Annotated in this window: 21 protein-coding genes; 9 read left to right on the plus strand and 12 right to left on the minus strand. The window is 57.9% G+C overall.

From position 1 onward, the window contains the following. The first annotated feature begins 100 nt into the window (after positions 1-100). The 7 genes from cysQ (at position 101) to GOW48_RS17665 (ending at position 8,099) form a co-directional block, all read left to right on the plus strand. Positions 101-898 (plus strand): 3'(2'),5'-bisphosphate nucleotidase CysQ, encoded by a 798-nt coding sequence (gene cysQ, locus GOW48_RS17635; RefSeq protein WP_170755482.1) that lies wholly within the window; start codon positions 101-103, stop codon positions 896-898. Then, positions 898-1,698, plus strand: coding sequence for a 3-deoxy-manno-octulosonate cytidylyltransferase (locus tag GOW48_RS17640; protein WP_170755483.1), 801 nt, complete (start codon positions 898-900; stop codon positions 1,696-1,698). The genes cysQ and GOW48_RS17640 overlap by 1 nt, the downstream gene beginning before the upstream one ends. Positions 1,699-1,768: 70 nt before the next feature. Continuing rightward, entirely contained in the window at positions 1,769-2,752 is a 984-nt protein-coding gene (gene galE, locus GOW48_RS17645) for a UDP-glucose 4-epimerase GalE (RefSeq protein WP_170755484.1), read from the plus strand. A gap of 7 nt (positions 2,753-2,759) precedes the next feature. Then, the gene (locus GOW48_RS17650; protein ID WP_170755485.1) at positions 2,760-3,827 is read left to right on the plus strand and encodes a glycosyltransferase family 2 protein; all 1,068 of its coding nucleotides are present in this window, start codon (positions 2,760-2,762) and stop codon (positions 3,825-3,827) included. Positions 3,828-3,963: 136 nt separating this feature from the next. Further along, positions 3,964-4,950 carry a glycosyltransferase family 2 protein gene (locus GOW48_RS17655; RefSeq protein WP_170755486.1) on the plus strand — a complete coding sequence of 329 codons (987 nt, stop codon included), beginning with the start codon at positions 3,964-3,966 and terminating at the stop codon, positions 4,948-4,950. Beyond that, positions 4,947-6,647, plus strand: a complete 1,701-nt coding sequence (locus GOW48_RS17660) for a DUF5927 domain-containing protein (RefSeq protein ID WP_170755487.1) — start codon at positions 4,947-4,949, stop codon at positions 6,645-6,647. The genes GOW48_RS17655 and GOW48_RS17660 overlap by 4 nt, the downstream gene beginning before the upstream one ends. 6 nt (positions 6,648-6,653) lie before the next feature. Further along, positions 6,654-8,099, plus strand: a complete 1,446-nt coding sequence (locus tag GOW48_RS17665) for a nodulation protein NodH (protein ID WP_170755488.1) — start codon at positions 6,654-6,656, stop codon at positions 8,097-8,099. Here GOW48_RS17665 and GOW48_RS17670 read toward each other — a convergent pair. The 8 genes from GOW48_RS17670 to hslO form a co-directional block, all read right to left on the minus strand. Then, positions 8,083-8,601 carry a L,D-transpeptidase family protein gene (locus GOW48_RS17670; protein ID WP_170755489.1) on the minus strand — a complete coding sequence of 173 codons (519 nt, stop codon included), beginning with the start codon at positions 8,599-8,601 and terminating at the stop codon, positions 8,083-8,085. The two genes, GOW48_RS17665 and GOW48_RS17670, sit on opposite strands and share 17 nt — an antisense overlap. A 61-nt stretch (positions 8,602-8,662) precedes the next feature. Beyond that, positions 8,663-9,448, minus strand: coding sequence for an ion transporter (locus tag GOW48_RS17675; RefSeq protein ID WP_170355643.1), 786 nt, complete (start codon positions 9,446-9,448; stop codon positions 8,663-8,665). A gap of 20 nt (positions 9,449-9,468) precedes the next feature. After that, positions 9,469-10,692 carry a class I SAM-dependent RNA methyltransferase gene (locus tag GOW48_RS17680; RefSeq protein ID WP_170755490.1) on the minus strand — a complete coding sequence of 408 codons (1,224 nt, stop codon included), beginning with the start codon at positions 10,690-10,692 and terminating at the stop codon, positions 9,469-9,471. A 48-nt stretch (positions 10,693-10,740) separates the two neighbouring features. Then, on the minus strand, positions 10,741-12,573 hold the full coding sequence (locus GOW48_RS17685; protein ID WP_170755491.1) for an ABC transporter ATP-binding protein: 1,833 nt from the start codon (positions 12,571-12,573) through the stop codon (positions 10,741-10,743). Further along, a complete protein-coding gene (locus tag GOW48_RS17690) occupies positions 12,570-14,408 on the minus strand; it encodes an ABC transporter ATP-binding protein (protein ID WP_170755492.1) in 1,839 nt (612 codons plus the stop codon). Before GOW48_RS17690 ends, GOW48_RS17685 begins: the two co-directional genes overlap by 4 nt. A 191-nt stretch (positions 14,409-14,599) precedes the next feature. Beyond that, positions 14,600-15,754, minus strand: coding sequence for a CCA tRNA nucleotidyltransferase (locus GOW48_RS17695; RefSeq protein ID WP_170755493.1), 1,155 nt, complete (start codon positions 15,752-15,754; stop codon positions 14,600-14,602). After that, a complete protein-coding gene (locus GOW48_RS17700; RefSeq protein WP_170755494.1) occupies positions 15,751-16,350 on the minus strand; it encodes a CoA pyrophosphatase in 600 nt (199 codons plus the stop codon). Before GOW48_RS17700 ends, GOW48_RS17695 begins: the two co-directional genes overlap by 4 nt. Beyond that, positions 16,340-17,317, minus strand: coding sequence for an Hsp33 family molecular chaperone HslO (gene hslO / locus GOW48_RS17705; protein ID WP_170355637.1), 978 nt, complete (start codon positions 17,315-17,317; stop codon positions 16,340-16,342). Before hslO ends, GOW48_RS17700 begins: the two co-directional genes overlap by 11 nt. Positions 17,318-17,393: 76 nt before the next feature. Between hslO and GOW48_RS17710 the strand changes: the two genes are divergently transcribed. Further along, positions 17,394-17,837 (plus strand): NUDIX hydrolase, encoded by a 444-nt coding sequence (locus GOW48_RS17710; RefSeq protein ID WP_170755495.1) that lies wholly within the window; start codon positions 17,394-17,396, stop codon positions 17,835-17,837. Here the strand turns inward: GOW48_RS17710 and GOW48_RS17715 are convergent. Further along, entirely contained in the window at positions 17,834-19,105 is a 1,272-nt protein-coding gene (locus GOW48_RS17715) for a PP2C family protein-serine/threonine phosphatase (RefSeq protein WP_170755496.1), read from the minus strand. The genes GOW48_RS17710 and GOW48_RS17715 overlap by 4 nt on opposite strands. Positions 19,106-19,259: 154 nt before the next feature. On the opposite strand from GOW48_RS17715, the gene GOW48_RS17720 reads away from it, so the two are divergent. Beyond that, a complete protein-coding gene (locus GOW48_RS17720; protein WP_170755497.1) occupies positions 19,260-19,586 on the plus strand; it encodes an Hpt domain-containing protein in 327 nt (108 codons plus the stop codon). 2 nt (positions 19,587-19,588) lie between these two features. Here the strand turns inward: GOW48_RS17720 and GOW48_RS17725 are convergent, their stop codons facing one another. The 3 genes from GOW48_RS17725 to GOW48_RS17735 all read right to left on the minus strand — a co-directional run bounded on the left by GOW48_RS17725 (position 19,589) and on the right by GOW48_RS17735 (position 22,595). Next, positions 19,589-20,467: a hypothetical protein gene (locus GOW48_RS17725; protein ID WP_170755498.1), complete on the minus strand. Its 879-nt coding sequence runs from the start codon at positions 20,465-20,467 to the stop codon at positions 19,589-19,591. Between the two features lie 81 nt (positions 20,468-20,548). Then, complete coding sequence (gene ilvA / locus GOW48_RS17730; protein ID WP_170755499.1) at positions 20,549-21,775, minus strand: threonine ammonia-lyase IlvA; 1,227 nt, start codon at positions 21,773-21,775, stop codon at positions 20,549-20,551. Between the two features lie 58 nt (positions 21,776-21,833). Next, complete coding sequence (locus GOW48_RS17735; protein ID WP_170755500.1) at positions 21,834-22,595, minus strand: hypothetical protein; 762 nt, start codon at positions 22,593-22,595, stop codon at positions 21,834-21,836. Between the last annotated feature and the right edge of the window lie 129 nt (positions 22,596-22,724).

The raw sequence follows: 22,724 nt of genomic DNA on the forward strand, positions 1-22,724 counted from the left end.
TCGCCTGCAATTTGCCACGAATTTCTTGCCGTTCCGTAACCGGCGCATCATAAGGCCGTCAGAATTTTCGATCAACAAATCACTGGAACGGAGCATTGTTGTGACCTACGACGCCCTCATCCCTGTCATTCGACGCCTCGCCTTGGAAGCTGGCGACAAGATCATGGAGATTTACGAGGCAGATGATTTCGACGTCAAAGTCAAATCCGATGCCAGCCCCGTGACCGAAGCGGATGAGGCTGCAGACGCTCTGATTTCGGTCGGGTTGCGCGCTGCGTTTCCCGATATTCTGCTGGTGACCGAGGAACAGGCCGCCTCGCATTCGGAGAAAGGCGAAACGTTCCTGATCGTTGACCCGCTGGACGGGACCAAGGAATTCATCAACCGGCGCGGCGATTTTACGGTAAATATCGCTTTGGTCGAGAATGGCGTGCCGACGCGCGGCGTTGTCTATGCACCCGCTAAAGGGCGCATGTTCTATACCCAACCGAATGGCCAATCGGTCGAGGAAACCGGCACGTTGGACAAGGCACAAGCGGGGGATGTGACATCGATATCAGTCTCTAAACCAGACAATTCGGCGCTGATGATCGTGGCGTCGAAGTCGCACCGGGATCAGGCGACCGAGGATTACATCAACAAATATCAGGTCAAGGACAGTAAAAGCGCGGGCTCGTCGCTGAAATTCTGTCTGGTCGCCACAGGCGAAGCGGACCTCTATCCCCGCGTGGGCCGTACGATGGAATGGGACACCGCCGCAGGCCACGCTGTTCTGGCCGGTGCGGGCGGACACGTGGTGCGGTTCGACGATCATTCCCCCCTGACCTATGGCAAGGACGGCTATGCAAACCCGTTCTTCATCGCCTACGCTCCGGGTGTTGAGCTGAAGGAGGCCTGATGTCTGTTCTCATCGCTATTCCCGCCCGCTACGCCTCGACCCGCTATCCGGGCAAACCGCTGGTGCCGCTGACCGGGGCTAGCGGCAAAGCCATGACCCTGATCGAACGGTCCTGGCGCGCGGCCTGTTCGGTGTCGGGCGTCGACAAGGTGGTTGTTGCCACCGATGACGACCGTATCCGCGCCGCGTCCGAGGCGTTTGGGGCCGAGGTCGTGATGACCTCGGAAACTTGCCAGAACGGCACCGAACGTTGCGCCGAGACCCATGCCAATCTGGGCGCGGGCTATGACATTGTGGTCAATCTGCAGGGCGACGCACCCCTGACGCCGCATTGGTTTGTCGAGGACCTGATCGCGGGCCTGCGCGCCGCACCCGACGCCGGGGTTGCCACGCCAGTGCTGCGCTGCGATGGCGGTGCGCTCAACAGCCTGCTGAACGACCGTAAACATGGCCGGGTTGGTGGCACCACTGCCGTTTTCGCGGCAGATCATAGCGCGCTCTATTTCTCTAAAGAGGTGGTGCCCTATACCGCACAGTCCTATGCGGCCACTGACGACACCCCGGTGTTTCACCATGTGGGCGTCTATGCCTATCGCCCAGATGCGCTGGCGGCTTATCCCACATGGCCCACGGGCCCTCTGGAACAGTTGGAAGGGCTGGAACAGCTGCGCTTCATGGAAAACGGCCGCAAAGTTCTGTGCGTCGAGGTTGAGGCCAAAGGCCGCCAGTTCTGGGAGCTGAACAATCCACAGGACGTGCCCAAGCTGGAACAGATGATGGCCGAGATGGGCCTGGATTGAATAAAACTGACGCTGGCGTGTTTATCCAACAGGAACTAAACACGCCCGGTTTCGAAAACTGGATACTGAATTGACGCATATTCTTGTCACCGGCGGGGCCGGATATATTGGATCGCATGCCTGCAAGGCGCTGGCGCAGGCAGGCTATACACCTGTGACCTATGACAACCTGATCACCGGCTGGCAGGACGCGGTGAAATTCGGCCCGTTCGAACAGGGCGACCTGCTGGACCGCGCCCGGCTGGATGAGGTTTTTGCCAAGTACCAACCCGCCGCCGTGATGCATTTCGCCGCCCTCAGCCAGGTGGGTGAGGCGATGTCCGAGCCTGGTAAATACTGGACCAACAACGTCACCGGCTCGCTATCCCTGATCGAAGCCACGGTCGCCGCGGGTTGCCGGAGCTTTGTGTTCTCATCGACCTGTGCGACCTACGGCGAGCACGACAATGTGGTGCTGGATGAAGACACCGCGCAATTGCCGCTGAACGCCTATGGGGCCTCAAAACGGGCGATCGAGGATATCCTGAGGGATTTCGAGGCCGCGCATGGACTGAACCACGTGATTTTCCGCTATTTCAACGTGGCGGGTGCGGACCCCGAGGGCCAAGTGGGCGAATTCCACCGCCCTGAGACCCACCTGATCCCTTTGATGCTGGATGCCATTGACGGCAAGCGCGACGGGCTGACTGTGTTCGGCACCGATTATGATACGCCCGACGGGACATGTATCCGCGACTACGTGCATGTTTGCGATCTGGTGGATGCCCATGTGCTGGGGCTGAATTGGCTGGAACAGGGCAAGGGCAGCCGGGTGTTCAATCTGGGCACCGGCTCGGGCTTTTCGGTGATGGAGGTGATCGGACATTCCAAAGCCGTCACCAACCGCGAGGTGCCCTATTCAATCGGCCCACGCCGGGCTGGAGACTGCACCAAACTGGTTTCAGGGTCCGTCCGGGCCGGGGAGGAACTGGGCTGGTCGCCGGAAAGATCCACGTTAGAGACTATGATTGGCGACGCCTGGCGGTGGCACCAAAACGGCAATTACGAGAAATGAGCTTTTGGTGACCGATCCCGCACCCGATAACCTTCCGCCCATCAGTTGGACGCAGAAGTATCGGTTGCGGCTGAAACGGAGGCGGCTGTTGTGGCGATCCTTTCGCAGTCGCCACGACCTAACGGCCCTGGCAAACCGGACCGCTGGGATCGGACAAGACGCAATTTTGGCCTTTACCACTCTGCGCAACGAGATCACCCGTCTGCCCTGGTTCCTGCGCCATTATCGCGCGCTGGGTGTTGACCACTTTCTGATCGTGGACAATGGCAGCGATGATGGCTCGGTCGAGCTGCTGCGCGACCAACCGGATGTTTCGCTATGGCAAACGCAGGCCAGCTATCGTGCGTCGCGCTTCGGCTTGGATTGGCTGACATGGTTGCAAATGCGCTATGGTCACGGGCACTGGACCTTGATGGTGGATGCCGATGAACTGCTTGTCTATCCTGACTACGACACCCGGATCTTGCACGACCTGACCGCATGGCTGGACGCAAGGGGACAACGCGCTTTTGGTGCTTTGATGCTGGACCTGTACCCCAAAGGTCCGCTGGGTGCCGAACCTTATAATTCTGAAACCGACCCAACCGACCTGCTGAGCTGGTTCGATCCGGCGCCTTACAGATCACGAAGGCAATCGCCTTTAGGTAATCTCTGGGTGCAGGGCGGTGTGCGGGAGCGCATGTTCTTTTCAGATAGGCCGGACCGATCTCCAACCCTGAACAAGATTCCACTAATACGTTGGTCGCGGCGGTATGCCTTTGTAAACTCTTGCCATTCCGCATTACCCCGAGACCTGAATGCCACCTACACCGGGCCGAATAACCAATCCCCATCAGGGGTATTGCTGCATACGAAATTCCTGCCCGAGATCGTCGAAAAATCGCAGTCCGAAAAAACCCGCCGACAGCATTTCCACGATCCAGATCAATTTGGTGACTACTATGACGGGATAGCCGATCGGCCGACTCTCTGGACCTCTCAATCCGCACGCTACACGGGTTGGAAAACGTTGCAACAAGCCAAACTGATGGGTCTAATTGAGTGGGAAACCGCCACTGGGGCTAACGACTTGTAAATGCATTGCTTTGATACATGAAAAAATGGCATAACTCGACAATCACCCGGCACCACTCTGGCACATCCAGGCCCCGGGGATGCTCGCGTAAATCAAAAGGTTGGGCGGTCACGTGAGCCTGTTGGATTCTTACCGAATGAGACTGCGGCGCAAGCGCCGTATTTTGCGCTGCGTTCGAAAACGACGCGATCTTTCGACCGTCTCGAACAACACAGGTAAGATCAAACGCCGCGACAGCCTGCTGATGAGCGTGGTGCGGAATGAAAAAATCCGCCTTCCTTATTTTCTGGAATATTATCGTAAGCTGGGTGTTAACCATTTTCTTTTCGTGGACAATGACAGTGACGATGGTACGGCCGAGTTCCTGGCCGCGCAGCCGGATGTTTCGGTCTGGCATACAAACGCCAGCTATCGGCGCGCGACCTTCGGGATAGATTGGTCGAACTACCTTCTGCGCAAATATGCCCATGGGCACTGGGTTCTGACCGTGGACCCGGATGAGTTTTTTATCTACCCGTTTTGCGACACGCGGCCGCTGCGGGCACTGACAGATTGGCTGGACGGATGCGCCGTTCGCAGCTTTGGCACGATGCTGCTGGATATGTACCCGCGTGGCCCGGTCGATGCACAGGTTTACACCGAAGGGCAGGATCCGTTTGAAATCGCTCGTTGGTTCGATTCCGGCAATTACATGATCACCCGGAACCCGGAATACGGAAATCTGTGGATACAAGGTGGGCCGCGGGCACGGGTATTCTTTCGCGACACCCCGTCAAAGGCACCAGCGCTTAACAAAATCCCGCTGGTTAAATGGGATCGTCGCTATGCTTATGTCAGCTCGACTCATTCGTTGCTGCCACGAGGGTTGAACCAGGTCTATGACGAATGGGGCGGCGAAAAGACCAGCGGCGCGCTGCTGCACGCCAAACTGATCAATACGCTGGGCGAAAAAGCCCGCGAAGAAATGGGCCGTCGCCAGCATTATCGCAAATCCGGGGAATATCAGGCTTATGCGCAAGGCCTGGACGAGCAGCCCGTCTTTTGGTGCACGTGGTCCGAGAAGTACATCAATTGGCGACAGCTTGAGATTCTGGGCCTTATGTCCAAAGGAAACTGGGCATGAGCAATCTGGGCGTCGTCATGCTGGTACACACGGCTCTGCACCGGGCCGAGCAGGTTGCGCGGCATTGGACGGCGTCAGGCTGTCCCGTCGTGATCCACGTGGATCAGAACGTGTCAGATCAGGTCTTTTCGGATTTTGTGGCCTCTTGCGATGACAATCCACTTATCCGGTTCTCCAGACGTCACAAATGCCCGTGGGGCAGTTGGGGCCTTGTTGAGGCGTCGCAGGCAGGGGCCGAACTGATGCTGGACGCGTTCCCAGACGTTCACCATGTTTACCTGTCCTCGGGCGCTTGCCTACCTTTGCGACCAGTACCTGAACTGATCGAGTACCTGGCGCAACGCCCCAGAGTGGATTTCATCGAAAGCGCAACCACGGCAGACGTAAGCTGGACAATTGGTGGCCTGGATCAGGAACGCTTTACGCTGCGATTTCCGTTTTCATGGCGCAGGCATCGCAAACTGTTTGATGCCTATGTTAAATTGCAACGTGCACTGGGAATGCGTCGCAGCATACCCGAGGGGCTGGTTCCGCATATGGGTAGCCAATGGTGGTGTCTGACACGCCAGACCCTGTCCGCAATTCTGCAAGACCCCAAACGCAAGGTGTATGATCGCTATTTCCGGCGGGTGTGGATTCCGGACGAAAGCTATTTCCAAACACTTGCCCGGTTGTATTCCACACATATCGAAAGCCGGTCACTGACCTTGTCCAAGTTCGATTTCCAAGGTCGTCCGCATATATTCTACGACGACCATTTACAGCTTTTACGGCGGTCCGATTGTTTTGTTGCCCGCAAGATTTGGTGCAATGCCGACCGCTTGTATCAGACCTTTCTGACCAAGCAGAGCAGCGCGGTCACTCCGGCTGAGCCGAACCCCGGCAAGATCGACCGAGTGTTTTCCAAAGCGGTCGAGCGTCGCACGCGCGGGCGGGATGGCTTGTACATGCAAAGCCGCTTTCCCCGGCATGGCAGCGAGAACGGTCTGACGTGTTTTCCCTACTCAGTGTTTCAGGGCTTTACGGAACTGTTCGACGATTTTGAAAGCTGGCTGACGGATACGACTGGTGCACGCGTCCATGGCCATCTCTTTGCCCCGGAACGTGCCCAGTTTTCGGGGGGTGAGACGATCTCGAATGGCGCACTCAGCGACTGCGCGACTTTGCGGGATTATAACCCAACCGCCTTCCTGTCTAATCTGATCTGGAACACGCGCGGCGAGCGGCAGTGTTTTCAATACGGGCCTCGCGACACGCAGTCGCTTAATTGGTTTCTGGCGCGCGACAAAAATGCTCAGATTTCGGTCGTGACCGGGGCGTGGGCCATATCTCTGTTTCGGTCAAATATGAGTTTTTCGGATATCCGGGCTGAGGCCGCGCGCCTTCAGCAGATCGAAACCAAGCAGCTCGAGGTTCTGAACTCGGTCTGGACCAAAGCGCGGGTACGAACGTGGTCACTGGCTGAATTCGTCGAATCCCCCATGGAACCCCTGCAAACTGTGGCAGACGAAATTGGAATGCAGACCCAAACCCATCTGACCACCGCGCCGACGATGGTTGACCTGAGCGGCTTTGGACAGTTTCTGCAGAACCTAAAAAACCAAGGAATGCACCCTTACCTGATGGGCGATTTTCCTGCTGATGATGTGTTCGGCAAACGGACAAAACCCTATCACAAACCCTATCTGGTGCAGTGACCACTTATGCAGCCCCGTTTCGACTATTTTGTCATCCTTGCCGCCATGCGCACTGGCTCCAACCTGCTCGAGGCGAACCTGAACGCGCTGGATGGTGTCACAAGCCATGGCGAGGCGTTCAATCCCCATTTCATCGGACGCGTTAAATCGGACACGCTTTTGGACATTTCGTTGGACGAACGGGATGCCGACCCGTCGCGCCTGCTGGAAGCAATCAGGATTGCACCCGGCGAAATGAATGGGTTTCGTTTTTTCCAAGGGCATGATTCCCGCGTGTTAGAGCCTGTTTTGAGCGATCCCCGTTGCGCCAAGATCATCCTGACGCGTAATCCGTTGGACAGTTTCATTTCCCTGCAGATAGCGCGGGAAACCAAGCAATGGCAGTTAAAGAACGTAAAACGCCGGCGCGAAGCTCAGGTTGAATTCGATCCTCACAGCTTTAGGGACTATCTGGACCAGCAGCAGGATTTTCAGCTGTTCTTGCTGCACCATTTGCAGGCAAGCGGCCAAACGGCCTTCTACATCTCGTATGATGACCTGCATCGTCTTGAAACACTGAACGGTCTGGCCAAGTGGTTAGGCTTGGAATGTCGCTTGTCCCGGATCGACGACACGCTCAAGCCGCAAAACCCCGAGCCGCCTCTGGCCAAAGTCACCAACCCTGACGAGACCGAGCAATCCCTGCACAGGCTGGACTATTTCAATCTGCATCGCACACCCAATTTTGAACCTCGAAGAGGTCCGGCGGTCGCCAATTACGTTGCAGCACCGAACACGCGAGTGATGTATTTGCCAGTTCGCGGAGGTGTCGAGGATCGGGTTAAGGCGTGGTTGGCCAAACTCGACGGGGTGTCGCCCGAGAATCTGTTGACGAACCAGAACCGCAAGCAAACCCGGCACTGGCTTCAGTCCAACAAAGGGCATCGTAAGTTCACCGTTGTGCGCCATCCTTTGGCCCGCGCACATTCGGTGTTTTGCAGGTACATCCTCAGTACCGAACCTGGCGCCTATCTGAAGATACGCAACATACTGCGCAACCGGTTCAAAATCCCGATCCCGGGACAGGTGCGCGCTGAAACCTATTCACTGGATCAACACCATGAAGCGTTCAGCGCGTTTCTGGTGTTTCTGCGCCAAAACCTCGCCGGGCAGACCCCTGTTCGAGTGGATGGCGTCTGGTGCAGTCAGGCACAAGTCCTTGAGGGGATGGCGTCGTTCGCTCTGCCCGATCTGATCTTACGCGAAGATGAAATGACCAAAGCGCTTCCTGATCTGGTGCGAGAGATGGGTCATGATGCCCCACCCATGCCGGATACAGCCCCCGATGACGCGCCATTCACATTGGCCGAGATTTACGACGAAACACTCGAAACGCTGGCAGAGGACGCCTACCAGCGCGACTATATGCAATTCGGGTTCGGAGGATGGAAACCGGCTACGGGCGCAACGTGATAGTCGTGCCGCGGTTCACCATCGCATAGATCTCTTCGATCTCATCGTTAGTGACCGCGATGCAACCCGCCGTCCAGTCTTCTGTTTTCTTTGCCCGTTTACGCTCGGCCCGCTTGTTGGGTTGGCCGTGGATAAAGATGTCTCCGCCCGGATCAACACCGGCCGCCTTGGCCTTAGCCACATCCTGCGAGTTGGGATAGGAAATACCCAACGACAGGTGATAACGGCTGTTGGGATTGCGGCGATCAATCAGATACGTGCCTTCCGGCGTGCGTCCGTCACCGCGCTGGGTCTTGGTGCCCCGCGGAGCAAAGCCAAGGTCGACCTTGTATTCCTTCAGGACATGTTCGTTATGAAGAAGATAAAGTTTACGTGCACCCTTGTTGATCACTAATGAGGTGACCTCGGGCCCGTCATAGGTCAGAAACCTTGGGCTGGCCGACGCGCAGGCCGAAAGGCCCAGCGTTGCTACAGCACCCATTCCAAATGCTCGACGATCCATGTTTCACTGCCTGCTGCTCTGTTTTTTTCAAGGATTATGCCAGAATCGGCAAAAACTGAAATCACTTTTTGATGTCCGAGTGCTCAATTAAACGGCGCTCGATGCTTTCCAGCCGCTCCAGAACTTCATCGCGGTAGGCGTCGGTTTTAACCTCATCCTCGGCATGGTGGGCATCCTGCATCGAATTCACGATCAGACCGACCAGCAGGTTCACCACGGCGAATGTCGTGACCATGATGAAGGGCACAAAGAACAACCAGGCATAGGGGTACACCTCCATCACCGGGCGGACGATACCCATCGACCAGCTTTCCAGCGTCATGATCTGGAACAACGTGTAGGCCGACAGACCCAGATCACCGAACCACTCGGGAAAGCTGTAGGAAAACAGTTTGGTCGAGATCACGGCCCCGATATAGAACAGGATCGCCATCAGTAGGAACACACTGGCCATGCCCGGCAGCGCCGAGATGAAGCCTTCCACCACTCGGCGCAGGCGCGGCGCAACGGATATTACCCGCAACACCCGCAGAATTCGCAGTGCCCGCAGCACCGACAAGGCACCCGCACTCGGGACAAGAGCGATGCCCACGATGATGAAATCGAAGATATTCCAGCCGCTTGTAAAAAACCTGCGGCCCGTTGCGACCAGCTTCATCGCGATCTCAGCCACAAAGATCGCAAGACACAACTTATCCAGAGTTACGATCAGGGGGCCCGCAGCCTCCATCAGCGTGGGTGAGGTCTCCATCCCCAAAAGCACCGCATTGAACAAGATGACCCCGGTGATGAATTTCCCAAACCATGGGGCTTCGATGATGGTCAGCAGGCGCTGAGTGATCCCCATTGGGATGGTCTCCTGTGCGGTTAGGGGTTCAGGGTGAACCGGGCGGCAAGTTCGGTGTGGGACGACCATCGAAATTGGTCAACCACCTGTACCCATTCAAGGGTGTATCCCGCGTTAACCAGCGTCTTTGCGTCGCGGGCAAAAGTCACCGGGTTGCACGAAACATAGGCAATCACCGGACGTTTGGCCTGCGCCAGCTCAGCCGTTTGCGCCTCGGCCCCGGCGCGGGGCGGGTCGATGACCACGGCGTCATAGGATTTCAGCTCATCGGGCATCAAAGGGCGGCGGAATAGGTCGCGCGCCTCGGTCGTGACTTTCTTGAGGCCCTGCGCCCGCCGCCAGCCCTGATCCAGCGCCTCGGTCATCGCGGCCTCGCCCTCGACGGCATGCACTTCGGCGGCTTCCGCCAGCGGCAGAGAGAAGGTTCCGCTGCCCGCAAATAAATCAACGATCCGCTTTGCCCCCTGTGTGGCCTGCGAAACCGCCTGTAACAGAGCCTGTTCGCCGTCTTTCGTTGCCTGCAGGAACGCGCCCGGGGGCGGTACGACAGCCGCCTTGCCGAAGTGTTGAACCGGAGGCTGGCGCATGGCGATGACTTCACCGTCCCAGCTGAGGCGGGCGAGGCCGTGTTTCTCGGTCGCTTGCGCCAAGGCCAGTTCCAGTGGGCCGTCCAATTGCTTGCCGCCTTTGACGGCCACGTCCAGCCCTCCCTCGGACAGGGTCAGAGTGACAGCTAGCACACCCTTGCGGCTGCCGCCCAACAGGGCCAGCGCCTCAGCCACTGGAATCGCAGCGATCAGGACAGGATCCAGCAGGTGACAGTCAGGGATTTCGGTGATCGTATCCGAGGCACGGCCATGAAACCCGGCCAGAGTGCCCTTTTTCGTCCGCCGCACGGCAATCGTCGCCCGGCGGCGCGAGTGTTCGGGCGAGGTGTGAATGGGCCGCATCGGCGCATCGAGCCCCTGCGCGGCCAGCGCGTTGCGCACCACATCCACTTTCCACCCTGCAACAAAATCGTCTGAGGCATGTTGCAGCTGACACCCACCACACGCCTTGTAGTGCCGACAGGGTGCCTTGATGCGCTGGTCCGATGGCGTTTTGACCCGGATATCTTGCAAAAACTGACCGTCCACCGTGCCGCTAACCACCTCACCCGGAAGGGTACGCGGGGCATAGACAGGGCCTTCGGCGATGCCATCGCCCTGATGACCAAGGCGGATTATGGTGAATTGCTGCGTCATGGGGGCCTGATACCGGGGGTTTGCGCGCAACAAAAGCCCTTTGGGCCCTTATTCTGCCGCCTCTGCCTGAATGAACCCACCGGACTGGCGATGCCAGAACCGGGCATACAGACCGCCTTGCTCTAACAGGGCCTCATGGGTGCCGGTTTCCACGATCCGGCCCTGATCCAGAACCACGATCCGGTCCATCTCGCTGAGCGTTGACAGGCGGTGCGCGATTGCCAGCACGGTCTTGCCCTGCATCACCCGGTGCAACGCGGTTTGAATCGACGCCTCAACCTCGGAATCCAATGCCGACGTCGCCTCATCCAACACCAGAATCGGCGCGTCCTTCAGAATGGCGCGGGCCAGAGCGATCCTCTGCCGTTGCCCGCCCGACAATTTCACCCCCCGCTCACCCAGATGCGCGTCATATCCTGTGCGGCCATGGGCGTCCTGTAGCGACAGGATGAACTCATGCGCTTCGGCTTTTTGAGCGGCTGCGATCATATCCTCCTCGAACGCGTCCGGGCGGCCGTACAGAATATTCTCGCGCGCGGATCGGTTGAACATCGCAGTTTCCTGCGTGACCATGCCGATTTGACTGCGCAGGCTGTCCTGAGTGACCTGACTGATATCCTGCCCATCAATCGAAATCGCGCCTCTTTCCCAATCATAGAGCCTGAGTAGCAGCGAAACCAAGGTTGATTTACCCGCGCCGGATGCGCCGACAATGCCCAGTTTCTCGCCCGCGTGAACGGTCATATTCACATCGGACACACCGCCCACATCGCGGCCATAGGCAAAGCTGACATGGTCAAAGGCGATCCAGCCCTCGGGCACGCGAAGGACGGTCGCGTCTGGCGCATCCTCGACCCGGTCGCGCTTGGCCAGAGTGTTCATGCCGTTCTCGACCTCACCCACATTGGCATAAAGGCCCATCAGCGTGAAACTGACCCAGCCGGTCATCTGCGAAATGCGGATCGAGACCGCACCCGCCGCCACAATATCCCCTGCTGTCGCGATCCCATTGCGCCACAGCATCAGCGTGACGCCCAAGAGCAGAACCGGCAGAACCCCGGCCAGTACCATAAGGATCAGCCGGAAACTGGCCGACAGCTTGCCGAAGGTCAGCATCTTTTCCCGCAGATCGACCATCGCGTTTCGTGCGGCCTGATCCTCGAAAGCGGAATGGGCGAAGAGCTTCACAGTTTTGATATTGGTTATCGTGTCGACCACCTGCCCCGACACCATCGCCCGCGCCCCGGCCCGTGCCGCCGACCGCACGCGGATGCGCGGCAGATACCAGCGGATCAGCAGGAAATAGACCACCAGCCAAGCGGCAAAAGGAAGGATCACCAGCGGATGAATAGACCCTAACAAAAGCAAAGAGCCCACAAGCGAGGCCAGTGCAAACACAATCGCACTAATCGTTTCCGACACGACAGAGGCCAACGCGTTCGAGGTCTGCATCTGCTTCTGCGCGATCCGGCCTGCGAAATCGTCGTCGAAATAGGTCACAGACTGACCCAGAGTCCAGCGGTTCAGCTTGGCCAGAACCAGCGGCGGAATGTTGGGCATGACGATGTAGTTGTTCGAAAAGGCCGACAGCCCGAAAAACACCGGACGCAGCAGCATGAAAAACGCCGCCACCCCTAAGATCGTCCACAGCGCGGGGCCGCTCAGAATGCCCTCGGGCCCGGTTTCCGCAGTCAGGTCGATCACAAGACCCAGCATCCACGCCGTGCCCGCTTCCATCGCGCCGGCGGTGGCTGAGAAGGCCGCGGCTACAAAGATCATCGGCCAGGCGCCCGACAGGCACCAGCGAATGAACGCCCCCAGCGTTTGCGGCGGGGGCGTTTCGGTGTTTTTGAACGGGTTGATCAGGTCGGCAAGTTTCATTCCGCAGCCTCGGGGTTCAGAAAGCCACCAGATTGCCGCGCCCAGAACTGCGCGTACAGCCCGCCATTGGCCAGCAGTTCAGCATGACCACCCTGTTCGACGATCCTGCCGCCATCCATGACCAGAATGCGGTCCATCTGAGCAATGGTGCTCAGACGGTGGGCGATGGCGATCACGGTTTTTCCTTGCATCATGCCGTAAAGCGTTTCCTGGATTGAGGCTTCGACCTCGGAATCTAGGGCAGAGGTCGCCTCATCCAACAACAAAATCGGCGCGTTTTTCAGAATGACCCGTGCCAGCGTCACCCGCTGCCGTTGCCCACCCGACAGCTTTACACCGCGTTCACCCACATGCGCGTCATAGCCGATGCGCCCCTGAGGGTCTTGCAGATCCAGGATGAACTCATGCGCTTCGGCCTGTTTGGCGGCGGCGATCATCTGCTCTTCGGTCGCGTCGGGACGGCCATAAAGGATATTGTCCCGGACCGAGCGATGCAGCAGCGCGCTGTCCTGTTGCACCATGCCGATATGGCTGCGCAAACTGTCCTGCGTGACCTGCGCGATGTTTTGAGCGTCGATCAGGATCGCCCCTTGTTCGACGTCGTAAAACCGCAAAAGTAGTTTTACTAGGGTCGATTTTCCAGCGCCGGATCGCCCGATGAGGCCGATCTTTTCGCCCGGCTGGATCGTCAGGTTGATGTGGTCCAGCCCCCCGGTTTTGCGCCCGTAGTGGTGCGACAGATCGCGAATGTCGATCTGGCCCTTGCCCAGCTGCAAGGGTTCGGCACCCGGCGCATCCAGCAGATCGATGGGTTGAGCAATGGTCTCCATCCCCTCGGCCACAACGCCAAGCTGGCGAAAGAAACTGGTCAGCGCCCACATGATCCAGCCGGTCATCGCATTCAACCGCAGGGTCAAAGCGGTGGCCGCCGCTACCACCCCAACCGAGGCACTGCCCTGCATCCACAGCGCAATCGCCCAACCGACAACGCCCACGATCAGCAGCCCGTTCAACGTGACCAAAACCGCATCCATGATGGTGAAAATCCGCATCTCGATCTGGAAGGTACGGCGGGTTTCCTCGATGGCTTCGCGGGCATAGTCGAGTTCCTGCGCGTCATGGGCAAACATCTTGACCGAATGGATATTGGTATAGCTGTCCACAACTCGCCCTGTGACAGCCGAGCGCGCATCAGAGGCCGCCTGCGACGCAGGGCCAACACGCGCCACTGTCCAGCGTACCAGAAAACCGTACAATGCAAACCAAATCAGCAACGGCAAAAGCAAACGCGGATCAGCTGCCATCAACAGGATCGCAGCACCCACCAGATAGGCCAGCGAGAACGAGATTGCGTCAAAGACCTGAAACACCGCCTCACCCGCCGCAGGGGGGGTCTGCATTATGCGGTTGGCGATCCGGCCCGCGAAATCATTCTCGAACCAGCCCACGGACTGACGCAGCACATGCTTATGCGCGCGCCAACGAAAAATAGTGCCTATATTGGGCAAAATCGCATTGTTTAGCAAAAGTACGTCCACCACGTGCAGCAGCGGACGCAGCAGCAACACGAAGACGGCCATCAGGATCAACTCGGTGCCGTGGGCCTGCCAAACCTCGGCCGGAGACCCGGACAGCAGGTCAACAACGCGGCCCATATAGTAGATCAGCCCGACTTCGACACCGGCTACGATAATCGAGATCAGCGCAGCCCAAAAGAACAGCCGATAAAACGGTCGCGTGTATTCCAACATGAACGGCCACAGCCGCGTGGGTGGTGTGTTGGTTTCCTGATAGGCGACAAAAGGGTCAACAAGGTTTTCGAAATAGCGAAACATGGAGGATGCTCCAGATTGAGCAGATAACAGGTCATGCGAAGACAGATGGCGCCAGAACACCACCCCTACGGGTCAAAGTGTTCCGGCTTTAGCCGAACCAGATCCCGTAATACATTCGCATCCCTCCATTCATGTGACAGCCGCACGTAATCACAAACCTTTCGACTTGTCATCCCTTTTTGAGACCTCGCCTACCCGCCCAGCAGATCACTTCGGGTCAGGGCAAAGCCGGATGCGATCCAGCGGGCCTCAAGCTCGGCCAGCTTCTTGCCCAGCGCGGGACCGGTGAAATCGGGGATCAGATCGGTAGCCTGAACGGGGAAATCGGCGGCCGCCCCGGCGCGCAGATCTTGGCGCATCGCCTCGGACCAAGGCTGTTCCAGCAAGGCGCAACGCAGCAGGGTTTCGTGCATCCCGCCCTCTTCGCCATAGCGAAAGCCCAGCTCGGCAATGCTGGTGGTGGCCATTGCCTCATCACGCATCCGGGTTAGGCGTTGCAGCTGCGCCTTGCTTAGACGCAGGGTTTTGGCGATCTCGGGCGTTGCTATGGAAGCCAGGCGGCGGATCGGGTCAGGCGCGGCCCCGGCCTGTTCTTCCAACGCGACCAACGGGGCAAGCGCGCGATCCTCGGCCCCCGGCAGCACCTGCGCCAACACCCCCGCCTGCCGCATCGCCGCGACCGAGGGCGCAGGGTCAAGCGCGCCAAGCAACTTCAACATCTCGGCCCCGACTCGTTCGCGGGACAAGCCGGACAACCCGTCCAGATTGGCAGCAATCGCGGCCAGAGCATCCGCGTCGAAACCCGCTTCCATATCGCCGTACCATGCATGAAACCGGAAAAAGCGCAGCGAGCGCAGGTAGTCCTCGCGAATGCGGTTTTCAGCGGTGCCGATGAAGCGCACCCGCCGCGCATGCAGGTCCGGCAAGCCGTTAAGCGGGTCCAAAACGGTGCCATCGGGCCGGGCGTATAGCGCGTTCATGGTGAAGTCACGCCGCGCGGCGTCTTCTTCGATTGTGTCGGCAAAGGCTACAACGGCGCGGCGACCGTCTGTCTCTACATCACGGCGAAAGGTGGTGATCTCATGCGGGACGCCGTGGCTGACCACGGTGACAGTGCCATGTTCGATCCCGGTGGGAATGGCCTTGAGGCCCGCGGCCTGTGTAAGCTCCATCACCCGTTCGGGGCGCGCATCCGTTGCGATGTCGATATCCGAAACCGGTGCCTTCAACAGCGCATTGCGCACGCAACCACCTACAAAAAGCGCCTGCGCCCCGGCATCCGTCAGGGCTGCGCACAATTTTTGGGTTGCTGGGTCCGCGACCCAACTGTCCGAGATTTGTGTCATTCGTTCATCCGCGCGGCCAATCCCCGCAACATCCGGGCCGTCGCGCCCCAGATATAATAAGGACCGAACGGCACTGCATAATAATACCGTTTGTGGCCACCCCAGCGGCGCGATTCAACAACATAATTCGCCGGATCAAGCACATGTGTTAGAGGAACCGAGAATACCTCGTCAACCTCGCCCGGCTCGGGGGTGATCGGGAACGGGTCCCGCAGGATTGCCACAACCGGCGTCACAGTGAACGCGGTGACGGTTTCGTGCGGCGGCAGATGGCCCAAAACCTGCGGCACATCGCTGGGCAGGCCGATTTCCTCCTGCGCCTCACGCAGGGCGGCGGCGGTCACATCCGCGTCGCCTTCGTCTTGTTTGCCGCCGGGAAAGGCGATCTGGCCCGGATGATGTTTCAGCGCCGAGGACCGTTTCGTCAGGATCAGGCAAGGCTCATCGCTTGCGATTGAGATCGGAACCAGCACACCGGCCGGACGCAGTTTGCGCCCCTCGGGCAGCACCGTGTCGGGGTTCAGGTCGAAATCGCTGGACCCCGGGCCGGGGCGGCGCAGCGCCGCCCGCAGCTGTTCGGTGGGATCAGGCCTCATCCGCATCAAAACCGACAGAGGCCGGATCCAGCACGTAATGCGCACCACAGAATTGGCAATCTGCGGTCACGTCACCTTCGGGCGTGGTCATCTTTTCAATGTCGCGCGCCGAGTAGATCGACAGGCTTTGACGCACGCGATCCTCGGAACAGGTGCAGCCGAATTGCACTGGCTGCGCGTCATAGACACGCGGCTGTTCCTCGTGAAACAGGCGGATCAGCAGGTCGGTGGGCGCGATCGAGGGGCCGATCAGCTCGAGATCTTCAACCGTATCCAGCAGGATGTTCACGCGGCCCCAGTTTTCACCTTCGTCGCCGTCGACCAGATCATTGGCCGTCAGGATCTCACCGCTGCCTTCACCCGATGCGGCAAAGGGCGAGGCTTTGGGCATGTGCTGCAACATGATCCCACCCGCGCGCCAGTGTTCACCGACGCCCGGCTCAGTCGATTTGCCAAAGCTGAGCGAGAACCGCGTCGGCAACTGTTCGGATTGCGCGAAGTACGCCTCGGCACAAGCACTAAGCGAACCGCCCGCCAGCGGGGTGATGCCCTGATACGGCTGCGTGCCCTCACCCTGGTCGATGAGGATGGCAAAATACCCCTCACCCACCTGATCAAAGGGGGCGGCATCGGTCAGCTTATCTCGGTCGAAACTGGCATAGGCACGGATGCGGGCCGGTTCGCCCTCTTGCGTGGGGGCATAGTAATCAGTGGCTATCATGCGCACCGCGCCCTTGGACTGCACCTGAAGCGACAGTTTCCAGCGCAGAGCAACGGTCTGGCCGATCAGCGCGGTCAGCAGGGCCATCTCGGCCACCAGAGCCTCGACCTTTTCGGGGTAATCATGCTGTTTCAGGATGCCGTCCAGCACTCCGTCCAGCCGCGCGACGCGGCCGCGCATATCCGACAGATCAAGTTGAAAGGGCAGGACGGTATCGTCCCACGCGATTTTGGTTCCAAGAGACATGGGGTTTCCTTACACGCCACAGATTGGCATACCGCCAGCATATAGGTCGAAGTTTTCGGGTTGTAAGGGGCCATACATGATCAGACGGTTCGGTGAAACCCCGCAATCGGGGCAGAAATACATCAGACGTGTCGGAGTTTATGCTCTGTTACCGCGCGGCGGCAGCCTGTTGCTGACCTGCCAGTTGCAGCCCGGCCCCGATCTGCAACTGCCCGGAGGCGGTATTGATCCGGGCGAATCACCGATCACCGCCCTGCATCGCGAAGTGTACGAGGAAACCGGTTGGCTGATCGCCGCGCCGCGTCGCATGGGCGCGTTTCGGCGCTTTACCTTCATGCCCGAATACGACCTGTGGGCCGAGAAAATCTGCCTGATCTACCGCGCCCGACCCGTGCGCCGCATCGGCCCCCCGACCGAGCCGTTTCACGAGGCGCTATGGATGGACTGCGCGGACGCTGCGCAGATGTTGGGCAATGCGGGCGACCGCCACTTCGCCAAGCTACATTTACAGGGCCTTTAGGATCCGCTGTATTCAAAAAAAACTGCGGACACATCGTCGTCCATTCCGGTGTTGGGCACCATCTTCTGTGTCAGCCGCCAGAACATATCATCCAGAAACTCTGTCCCACAACGCTCGGGCACGCAGTTTAGCGCCAGGTCTCGTAACCCCTCTTCTTCAAGCAAGCCACCATCAGCAATACTGCATTCGGTGAAGCCATCAGAATACAGCAGCAGTTTGTCGCCCGGCTGCATATAGGTCTCAGTACGCTGGAATTTGACATCCGGCAGCAGGCCGATTGGCAAACCGCCTTCGCCCAGAAATTCGGTGGTTCCGTCGGCCCGCAGCATTAGCGGATGGGGATGACCGGCCTGAACCATCTTAAGATGCCCGTTGCGCAAATCGACAATCGCGTAAACCATCGTGAAATATTCTTCGACACCCGCATCCGCCATTAGTCGAGAATTCAACATCTCGGCCACCTGTTCCGGCGGCAGCAACGCATAGAATTTGTCAAAACGCTTTTCCATCGCCACGTTCTGATCAAAGTGGTTGCTGGACAGATACCCCCCCAACCGCGCCGTCATCATGGCCGAGGTTATACCGTGGCCCGAGACATCAATGCTGTAAAATCCCAGCCGGTTCACGCCAGGCGAAAACATACCGACCAGGTCGCCGCCGATATGCCCGCAAGGTTTCAATAACAAACTGACCCGCGACTTGCCGAATTCCCTAATCAGTTCGGGCACCAGAGATTCCTGAATCTTGCGCGCCTGCATCAGATCCTTGTCGATGGCGTCATGCGCCACACGCAACTCTTCCAGCGCGGTTTCGATCATACGGTTTTTCTCGGACAATTCACGCTGCATATCCAGAATGCGGGCGCCCGCCGAAATGCGGGCGCGCAGTTCATCCGCCTCAAGCGGTTTGATCAGGAAGTCGTCGGCCCCCGCATCCAGACCGCGCGCCACTTCCTGCTTTTCGCTTTTTGATGTCAGCAGAATGAAATAGCTGTACTGGTCGCAGTCCAACGCGCGGAAGGCCCGACAAAATTCCAACCCACTCATCCCCGGCATGACCCAGTCGCTGAGCACCAGATCAGGCGGTGTGTTTGCGCAGATCTCGATGGCCGCTTCACCATTGTCGGCCTCGAAAACTTCGAACCCCCATTTCTTCAGAGACGCCACAAGAATGCGTCGTTGCAGGCGGCTGTCATCAACGACAAGCACCTTTTGGATCGCTCCAAAATCCAGCTCTGACCTGATGTCTTTGCGACTGACCTCTGCCACGTGAGTCCTCTGCGATGGGGCGCCTACCTAATTCTGCTCAACCTATAGCGCAGCGGTTTAACAACCGGTGAAAGGCAATACTGAACCCGCTTAACCCAACCTTTACCTTGGGCGGGCTAAGCAATCAGACAACAGTTATTGCGGAGCTTGCGGCATGATCGACTGGGCCAGAATCAAACAGCTTAGGGATGAGGTCGGCGCAAGCGAGTTTGACGAAGTGGTGAATATTTTTCTTGATGAAGTACAAGAGGTAATTGGCCGCCTTCGCACCGACACCCATCGGGTAAGTTTTGACCAAAACCTGCATTTTCTGAAAGGCAGCGCACTCAGCCTGGGATTCCAATCATTGGCAAAGCTGTGCCAAGACGGTGAAAGGCATTCCGCACAGGGGAACAGCAAGTCTGTAGACCTCGATAGTATCGTTCAGGTGTTTGAGGAATCAGCTGCGGAATTCAAGTCCGATCTGGGGAAGATCTCGTAGCCTTACAGTTTGATCGGAAAGTCCTCGGGAAAACGGAATTTCCGCAAAGTTACCTCAAGCGCCCGGTCGTGGGTGAAATATCCGTCGGCCATTGTCTTTAGCGTTCGGGTTGCCTCCAGTCGGCTCAGTTCGACACATTCTTCCATCGGCAATTCCTGTGTGCGTGCAAGCTCTTTTACCAGACGACGGAAACGGCGTGAGCGCCGACGCCAGCCCACGATACCGACCGATTGCCCTGGTGTGCTGGCGATCTTGACGCCATCCGCCATGGATTGGTCCACAAGCGGCGATCTTTCCTCTTGGCGTCGATGCAACTCTTGTAGATTTCCATAGTGAAAGTGCAGGTTGAGCAGACCCGGCAGCAGACGGAACGTGTCGTTTGTCACACCATGCCCGCCCGTTCCAAAAGCGGCCCGGCGCTGGACGATACACGGTTTCGAATAGGGAACCTCGAAAAGGCTGAACTTTTCGCCTTTGAACAACAAATCTTCATCATCGTCCTGCAAAGTGACCAAATTGAATCCGACAGCGCCAGCGGTGTTTTCATCAAATGCGAATTCGTAGTCTAGCAAACCCGATCCATCGGCGGTCAGCAGCACTTCATCACAATCCGAAACAATCACTCGGCTGTAGAACTGAGTCAGCATGGCTGAAAAATCCGACAGCATTCGCCAGCGGGCATATTCAAACGTTTGGTGCAAACCATCGCGCAAAATCGCAATCACATTGCAGCCCTCGCCGATCCGATCGATTTCAGGATCAGCTCCGTGCGACAGAATATAGACGTTCTCGGGCCCAAGCTGGGCCGAGTAGTAGGCGACCCATTTCTCAAGATACCAATAGTCGCGCCATACCATGGTCACTGCTGCAAGCGGCTTCATCTGTGCACTTTCCAGTCTTGTTCGCTCGCTCGTGCCTAGGCGAATTTCCAAGTGCAAACAAGTCGATCGACAAATGCGCCGTCAGATCACGAACTGTGCAAGCGTTTCGTCTTCGGTGATGTCGGTATAGGTGAATCCGGCTTCGTCCAGATGCGCAAACAAGCGGGCGAAATTCTCGGGCTTGCGGGTTTCGATCCCGATCAGGACCGAACCGAAATTGCGCGCCGATTTTTTCATGTATTCAAACCGGGCGATGTCATCCTCGGGGCCGAGGATACTCAGAAATTCTTTCAAAGCTCCGGGGCGTTGCGGCAAGCGCAGGATGAAATACTTTTTCACACCCGAATAGCGCTGCGCCCGTTCCTTAACCTCGGGCAGGCGTTCGAAATCGAAGTTCCCACCGGATGTCACACAGACCACAGTCTTGTTGCGGATAAAACTTTGGATATCGCCCAGCGCCTCGATCGCCAGCGCACCGGCGGGTTCCAGCACGATGCCCTCGACATTCAACATCTCGATCATGGTGGTGCAGATGCGGTCCTCGGACAGGACATGCACGTCGGACAGGTGGCGATCCTTGAGCAGCGCAAAGGGTTTCGCGCCGATCTTGCCAACCGCCGCCCCATCGACGAAATTGTCCACATGATCCAGCGCCACCGGATGCCCCGCCGCCATCGCCGCATGCAGGCAGGCCCCGCCTTTAGGTTCAACAAACAGGCAATGAGTGCGATCCCCGAACCACGTCGCCACGCCCGAGGACATACCGCCCCCGCCAACCGGCAGGATCACATGATCAGGCAGATGGCCCAACTGCTCCTCGATCTCAACGGCCAGTGAGGCCTGTCCCTCAATCACGTCCTCATCGTCGAACGGCGACAAAAAATGGCCACCCTGATCTGCGCACCAGGCCTGCGCAGCGGCCAGTGTGTCGTCAAAATAGTCGCCGGTCAGGTGGATTTCGATATTGTCGCCACCGAAAATGCGGGTTTTCTGGATTTTTTGCTGCGGCGTCGTCACTGGCATGAAGATCACGCCGCGCACGTTCAAGTGTTTACACATGAACGCCACGCCCTGTGCGTGATTGCCCGCGCTGGCGCAGACGAACAGGTCTTGTCCCTGCTGCTTGCGCATGGCATTGAACGCGCCGCGAATTTTATATGAGCGTACCGGGCTGAGGTCTTCGCGTTTCAGCCAGATATCCGCGCCATATCGGTCAGACAGATGGGCATTGCGCTGTAGCGGCGTTGCCGGAAAAACAGAGCGCATCGCCTGTTCGGCGGCGCGGGCGCGGGTCATGAAATCACTCATGACCCGTTCAGTGGCCGATCCTGACTAAAAGAGCAAGGAATACATATGTGTACGGGCGTCAATCGAGTTCGCGTTTTTCGATGAAGACACCATACATGGTTGTAAGAATACTGACGTTAATCAGCGGCAATACCAGCATTGAGAATAGCAGCGTTAGCAGAATCCCCAAGATCGGAATAATGGCCAGCAGCGAAAAGACCATCTGTACCAAAAATTGGAACAGGGCGTTCACGACCAACAGCACAATAATCGCTCCGCCTGCACTTGAGGTACTGCCCCATGCGTTCGAAAGGCTTAACGGCTCACCAAGCGCTGCGGCTGGCAGGATAACAGACAGGCGGTAGAAAGCGACTATCAGAAAGATGGCATATACGACCATTACAGCGGCTGAAAACGCGCCACCGCCGGTTGCCAACAGAAGGACACTCATCGGCAGAAACGCGACCCCCATCAGAAGTCCAAGCAAAAGAATGCGCCCAAGGTAGGCGAGGATTCTATCGAACCGGAATGCCGGGAATATCCCGCTGGGATATTCGGTCAGCAGGATAAAACGGTGCCAGGACACGGCGATCCAGAACATCGTCAGCACAAAGAAGATTGCAACACAGACCACCAAAATCGCAAACGAACCATTGGCTGCGGTCGAAGGAAACGCCCCGGTACTGGCGTCCAACTGGTCCCACGGGATGTCGATTAGAAAAAACAGGGCAATCGTCAGCGCCGTTGCAATCAATGACGGACCCAGCGTTATCTGAAGCGCTTGCTTAAAATTTCCAAAAACCATCCGCACCGAGTGCACAAAAATCTTCCAACCCAACATCCGAAAACTGCCCTTTCAACCATTTCGTGTTTTATATGCGAATGTTTCACCCGAAATCAGGCAGCCCGTCAACGCAGATAACTTGCCCCCGCTTTCAAAACCCGCTAGGGGCCAGTCGTTCTACGCATA

Origin of the sequence: Ruegeria lacuscaerulensis (genome assembly GCF_013033355.1) — a bacterium.
In the GTDB taxonomy this organism is placed as follows: domain Bacteria; phylum Pseudomonadota; class Alphaproteobacteria; order Rhodobacterales; family Rhodobacteraceae; genus Ruegeria; species Ruegeria lacuscaerulensis_A.

Bases quoted from the DNA above. Each gene is read 5' to 3' on its own strand.
- GOW48_RS17640 (WP_170755483.1), top strand. From the start codon at position 898: ATGTCTGTTCTCATCGCTATTCCCGCCCGCTACGCCTCGACCCGCTAT.
- GOW48_RS17655 (WP_170755486.1), top strand. From the start codon at position 3,964: ATGAGACTGCGGCGCAAGCGCCGTATTTTGCGCTGCGTTCGAAAACGA.
- GOW48_RS17660 (WP_170755487.1), top strand. From the start codon at position 4,947: ATGAGCAATCTGGGCGTCGTCATGCTGGTACACACGGCTCTGCACCGG.
- GOW48_RS17665 (WP_170755488.1), top strand. From the start codon at position 6,654: ATGCAGCCCCGTTTCGACTATTTTGTCATCCTTGCCGCCATGCGCACT.
- GOW48_RS17670 (WP_170755489.1), bottom strand. From the start codon at position 8,601: ATGGATCGTCGAGCATTTGGAATGGGTGCTGTAGCAACGCTGGGCCTT.
- GOW48_RS17675 (WP_170355643.1), bottom strand. From the start codon at position 9,448: ATGGGGATCACTCAGCGCCTGCTGACCATCATCGAAGCCCCATGGTTT.
- GOW48_RS17680 (WP_170755490.1), bottom strand. From the start codon at position 10,692: ATGACGCAGCAATTCACCATAATCCGCCTTGGTCATCAGGGCGATGGC.
- GOW48_RS17685 (WP_170755491.1), bottom strand. From the start codon at position 12,573: ATGAAACTTGCCGACCTGATCAACCCGTTCAAAAACACCGAAACGCCC.
- GOW48_RS17690 (WP_170755492.1), bottom strand. From the start codon at position 14,408: ATGTTTCGCTATTTCGAAAACCTTGTTGACCCTTTTGTCGCCTATCAG.
- GOW48_RS17695 (WP_170755493.1), bottom strand. From the start codon at position 15,754: ATGACACAAATCTCGGACAGTTGGGTCGCGGACCCAGCAACCCAAAAA.
- GOW48_RS17700 (WP_170755494.1), bottom strand. From the start codon at position 16,350: ATGAGGCCTGATCCCACCGAACAGCTGCGGGCGGCGCTGCGCCGCCCC.
- hslO (WP_170355637.1), bottom strand. From the start codon at position 17,317: ATGTCTCTTGGAACCAAAATCGCGTGGGACGATACCGTCCTGCCCTTT.
- GOW48_RS17710 (WP_170755495.1), top strand. From the start codon at position 17,394: ATGATCAGACGGTTCGGTGAAACCCCGCAATCGGGGCAGAAATACATC.
- GOW48_RS17720 (WP_170755497.1), top strand. From the start codon at position 19,260: ATGATCGACTGGGCCAGAATCAAACAGCTTAGGGATGAGGTCGGCGCA.
- GOW48_RS17725 (WP_170755498.1), bottom strand. From the start codon at position 20,467: ATGAAGCCGCTTGCAGCAGTGACCATGGTATGGCGCGACTATTGGTAT.
- ilvA (WP_170755499.1), bottom strand. From the start codon at position 21,775: ATGAGTGATTTCATGACCCGCGCCCGCGCCGCCGAACAGGCGATGCGC.
- GOW48_RS17735 (WP_170755500.1), bottom strand. From the start codon at position 22,595: ATGTTGGGTTGGAAGATTTTTGTGCACTCGGTGCGGATGGTTTTTGGA.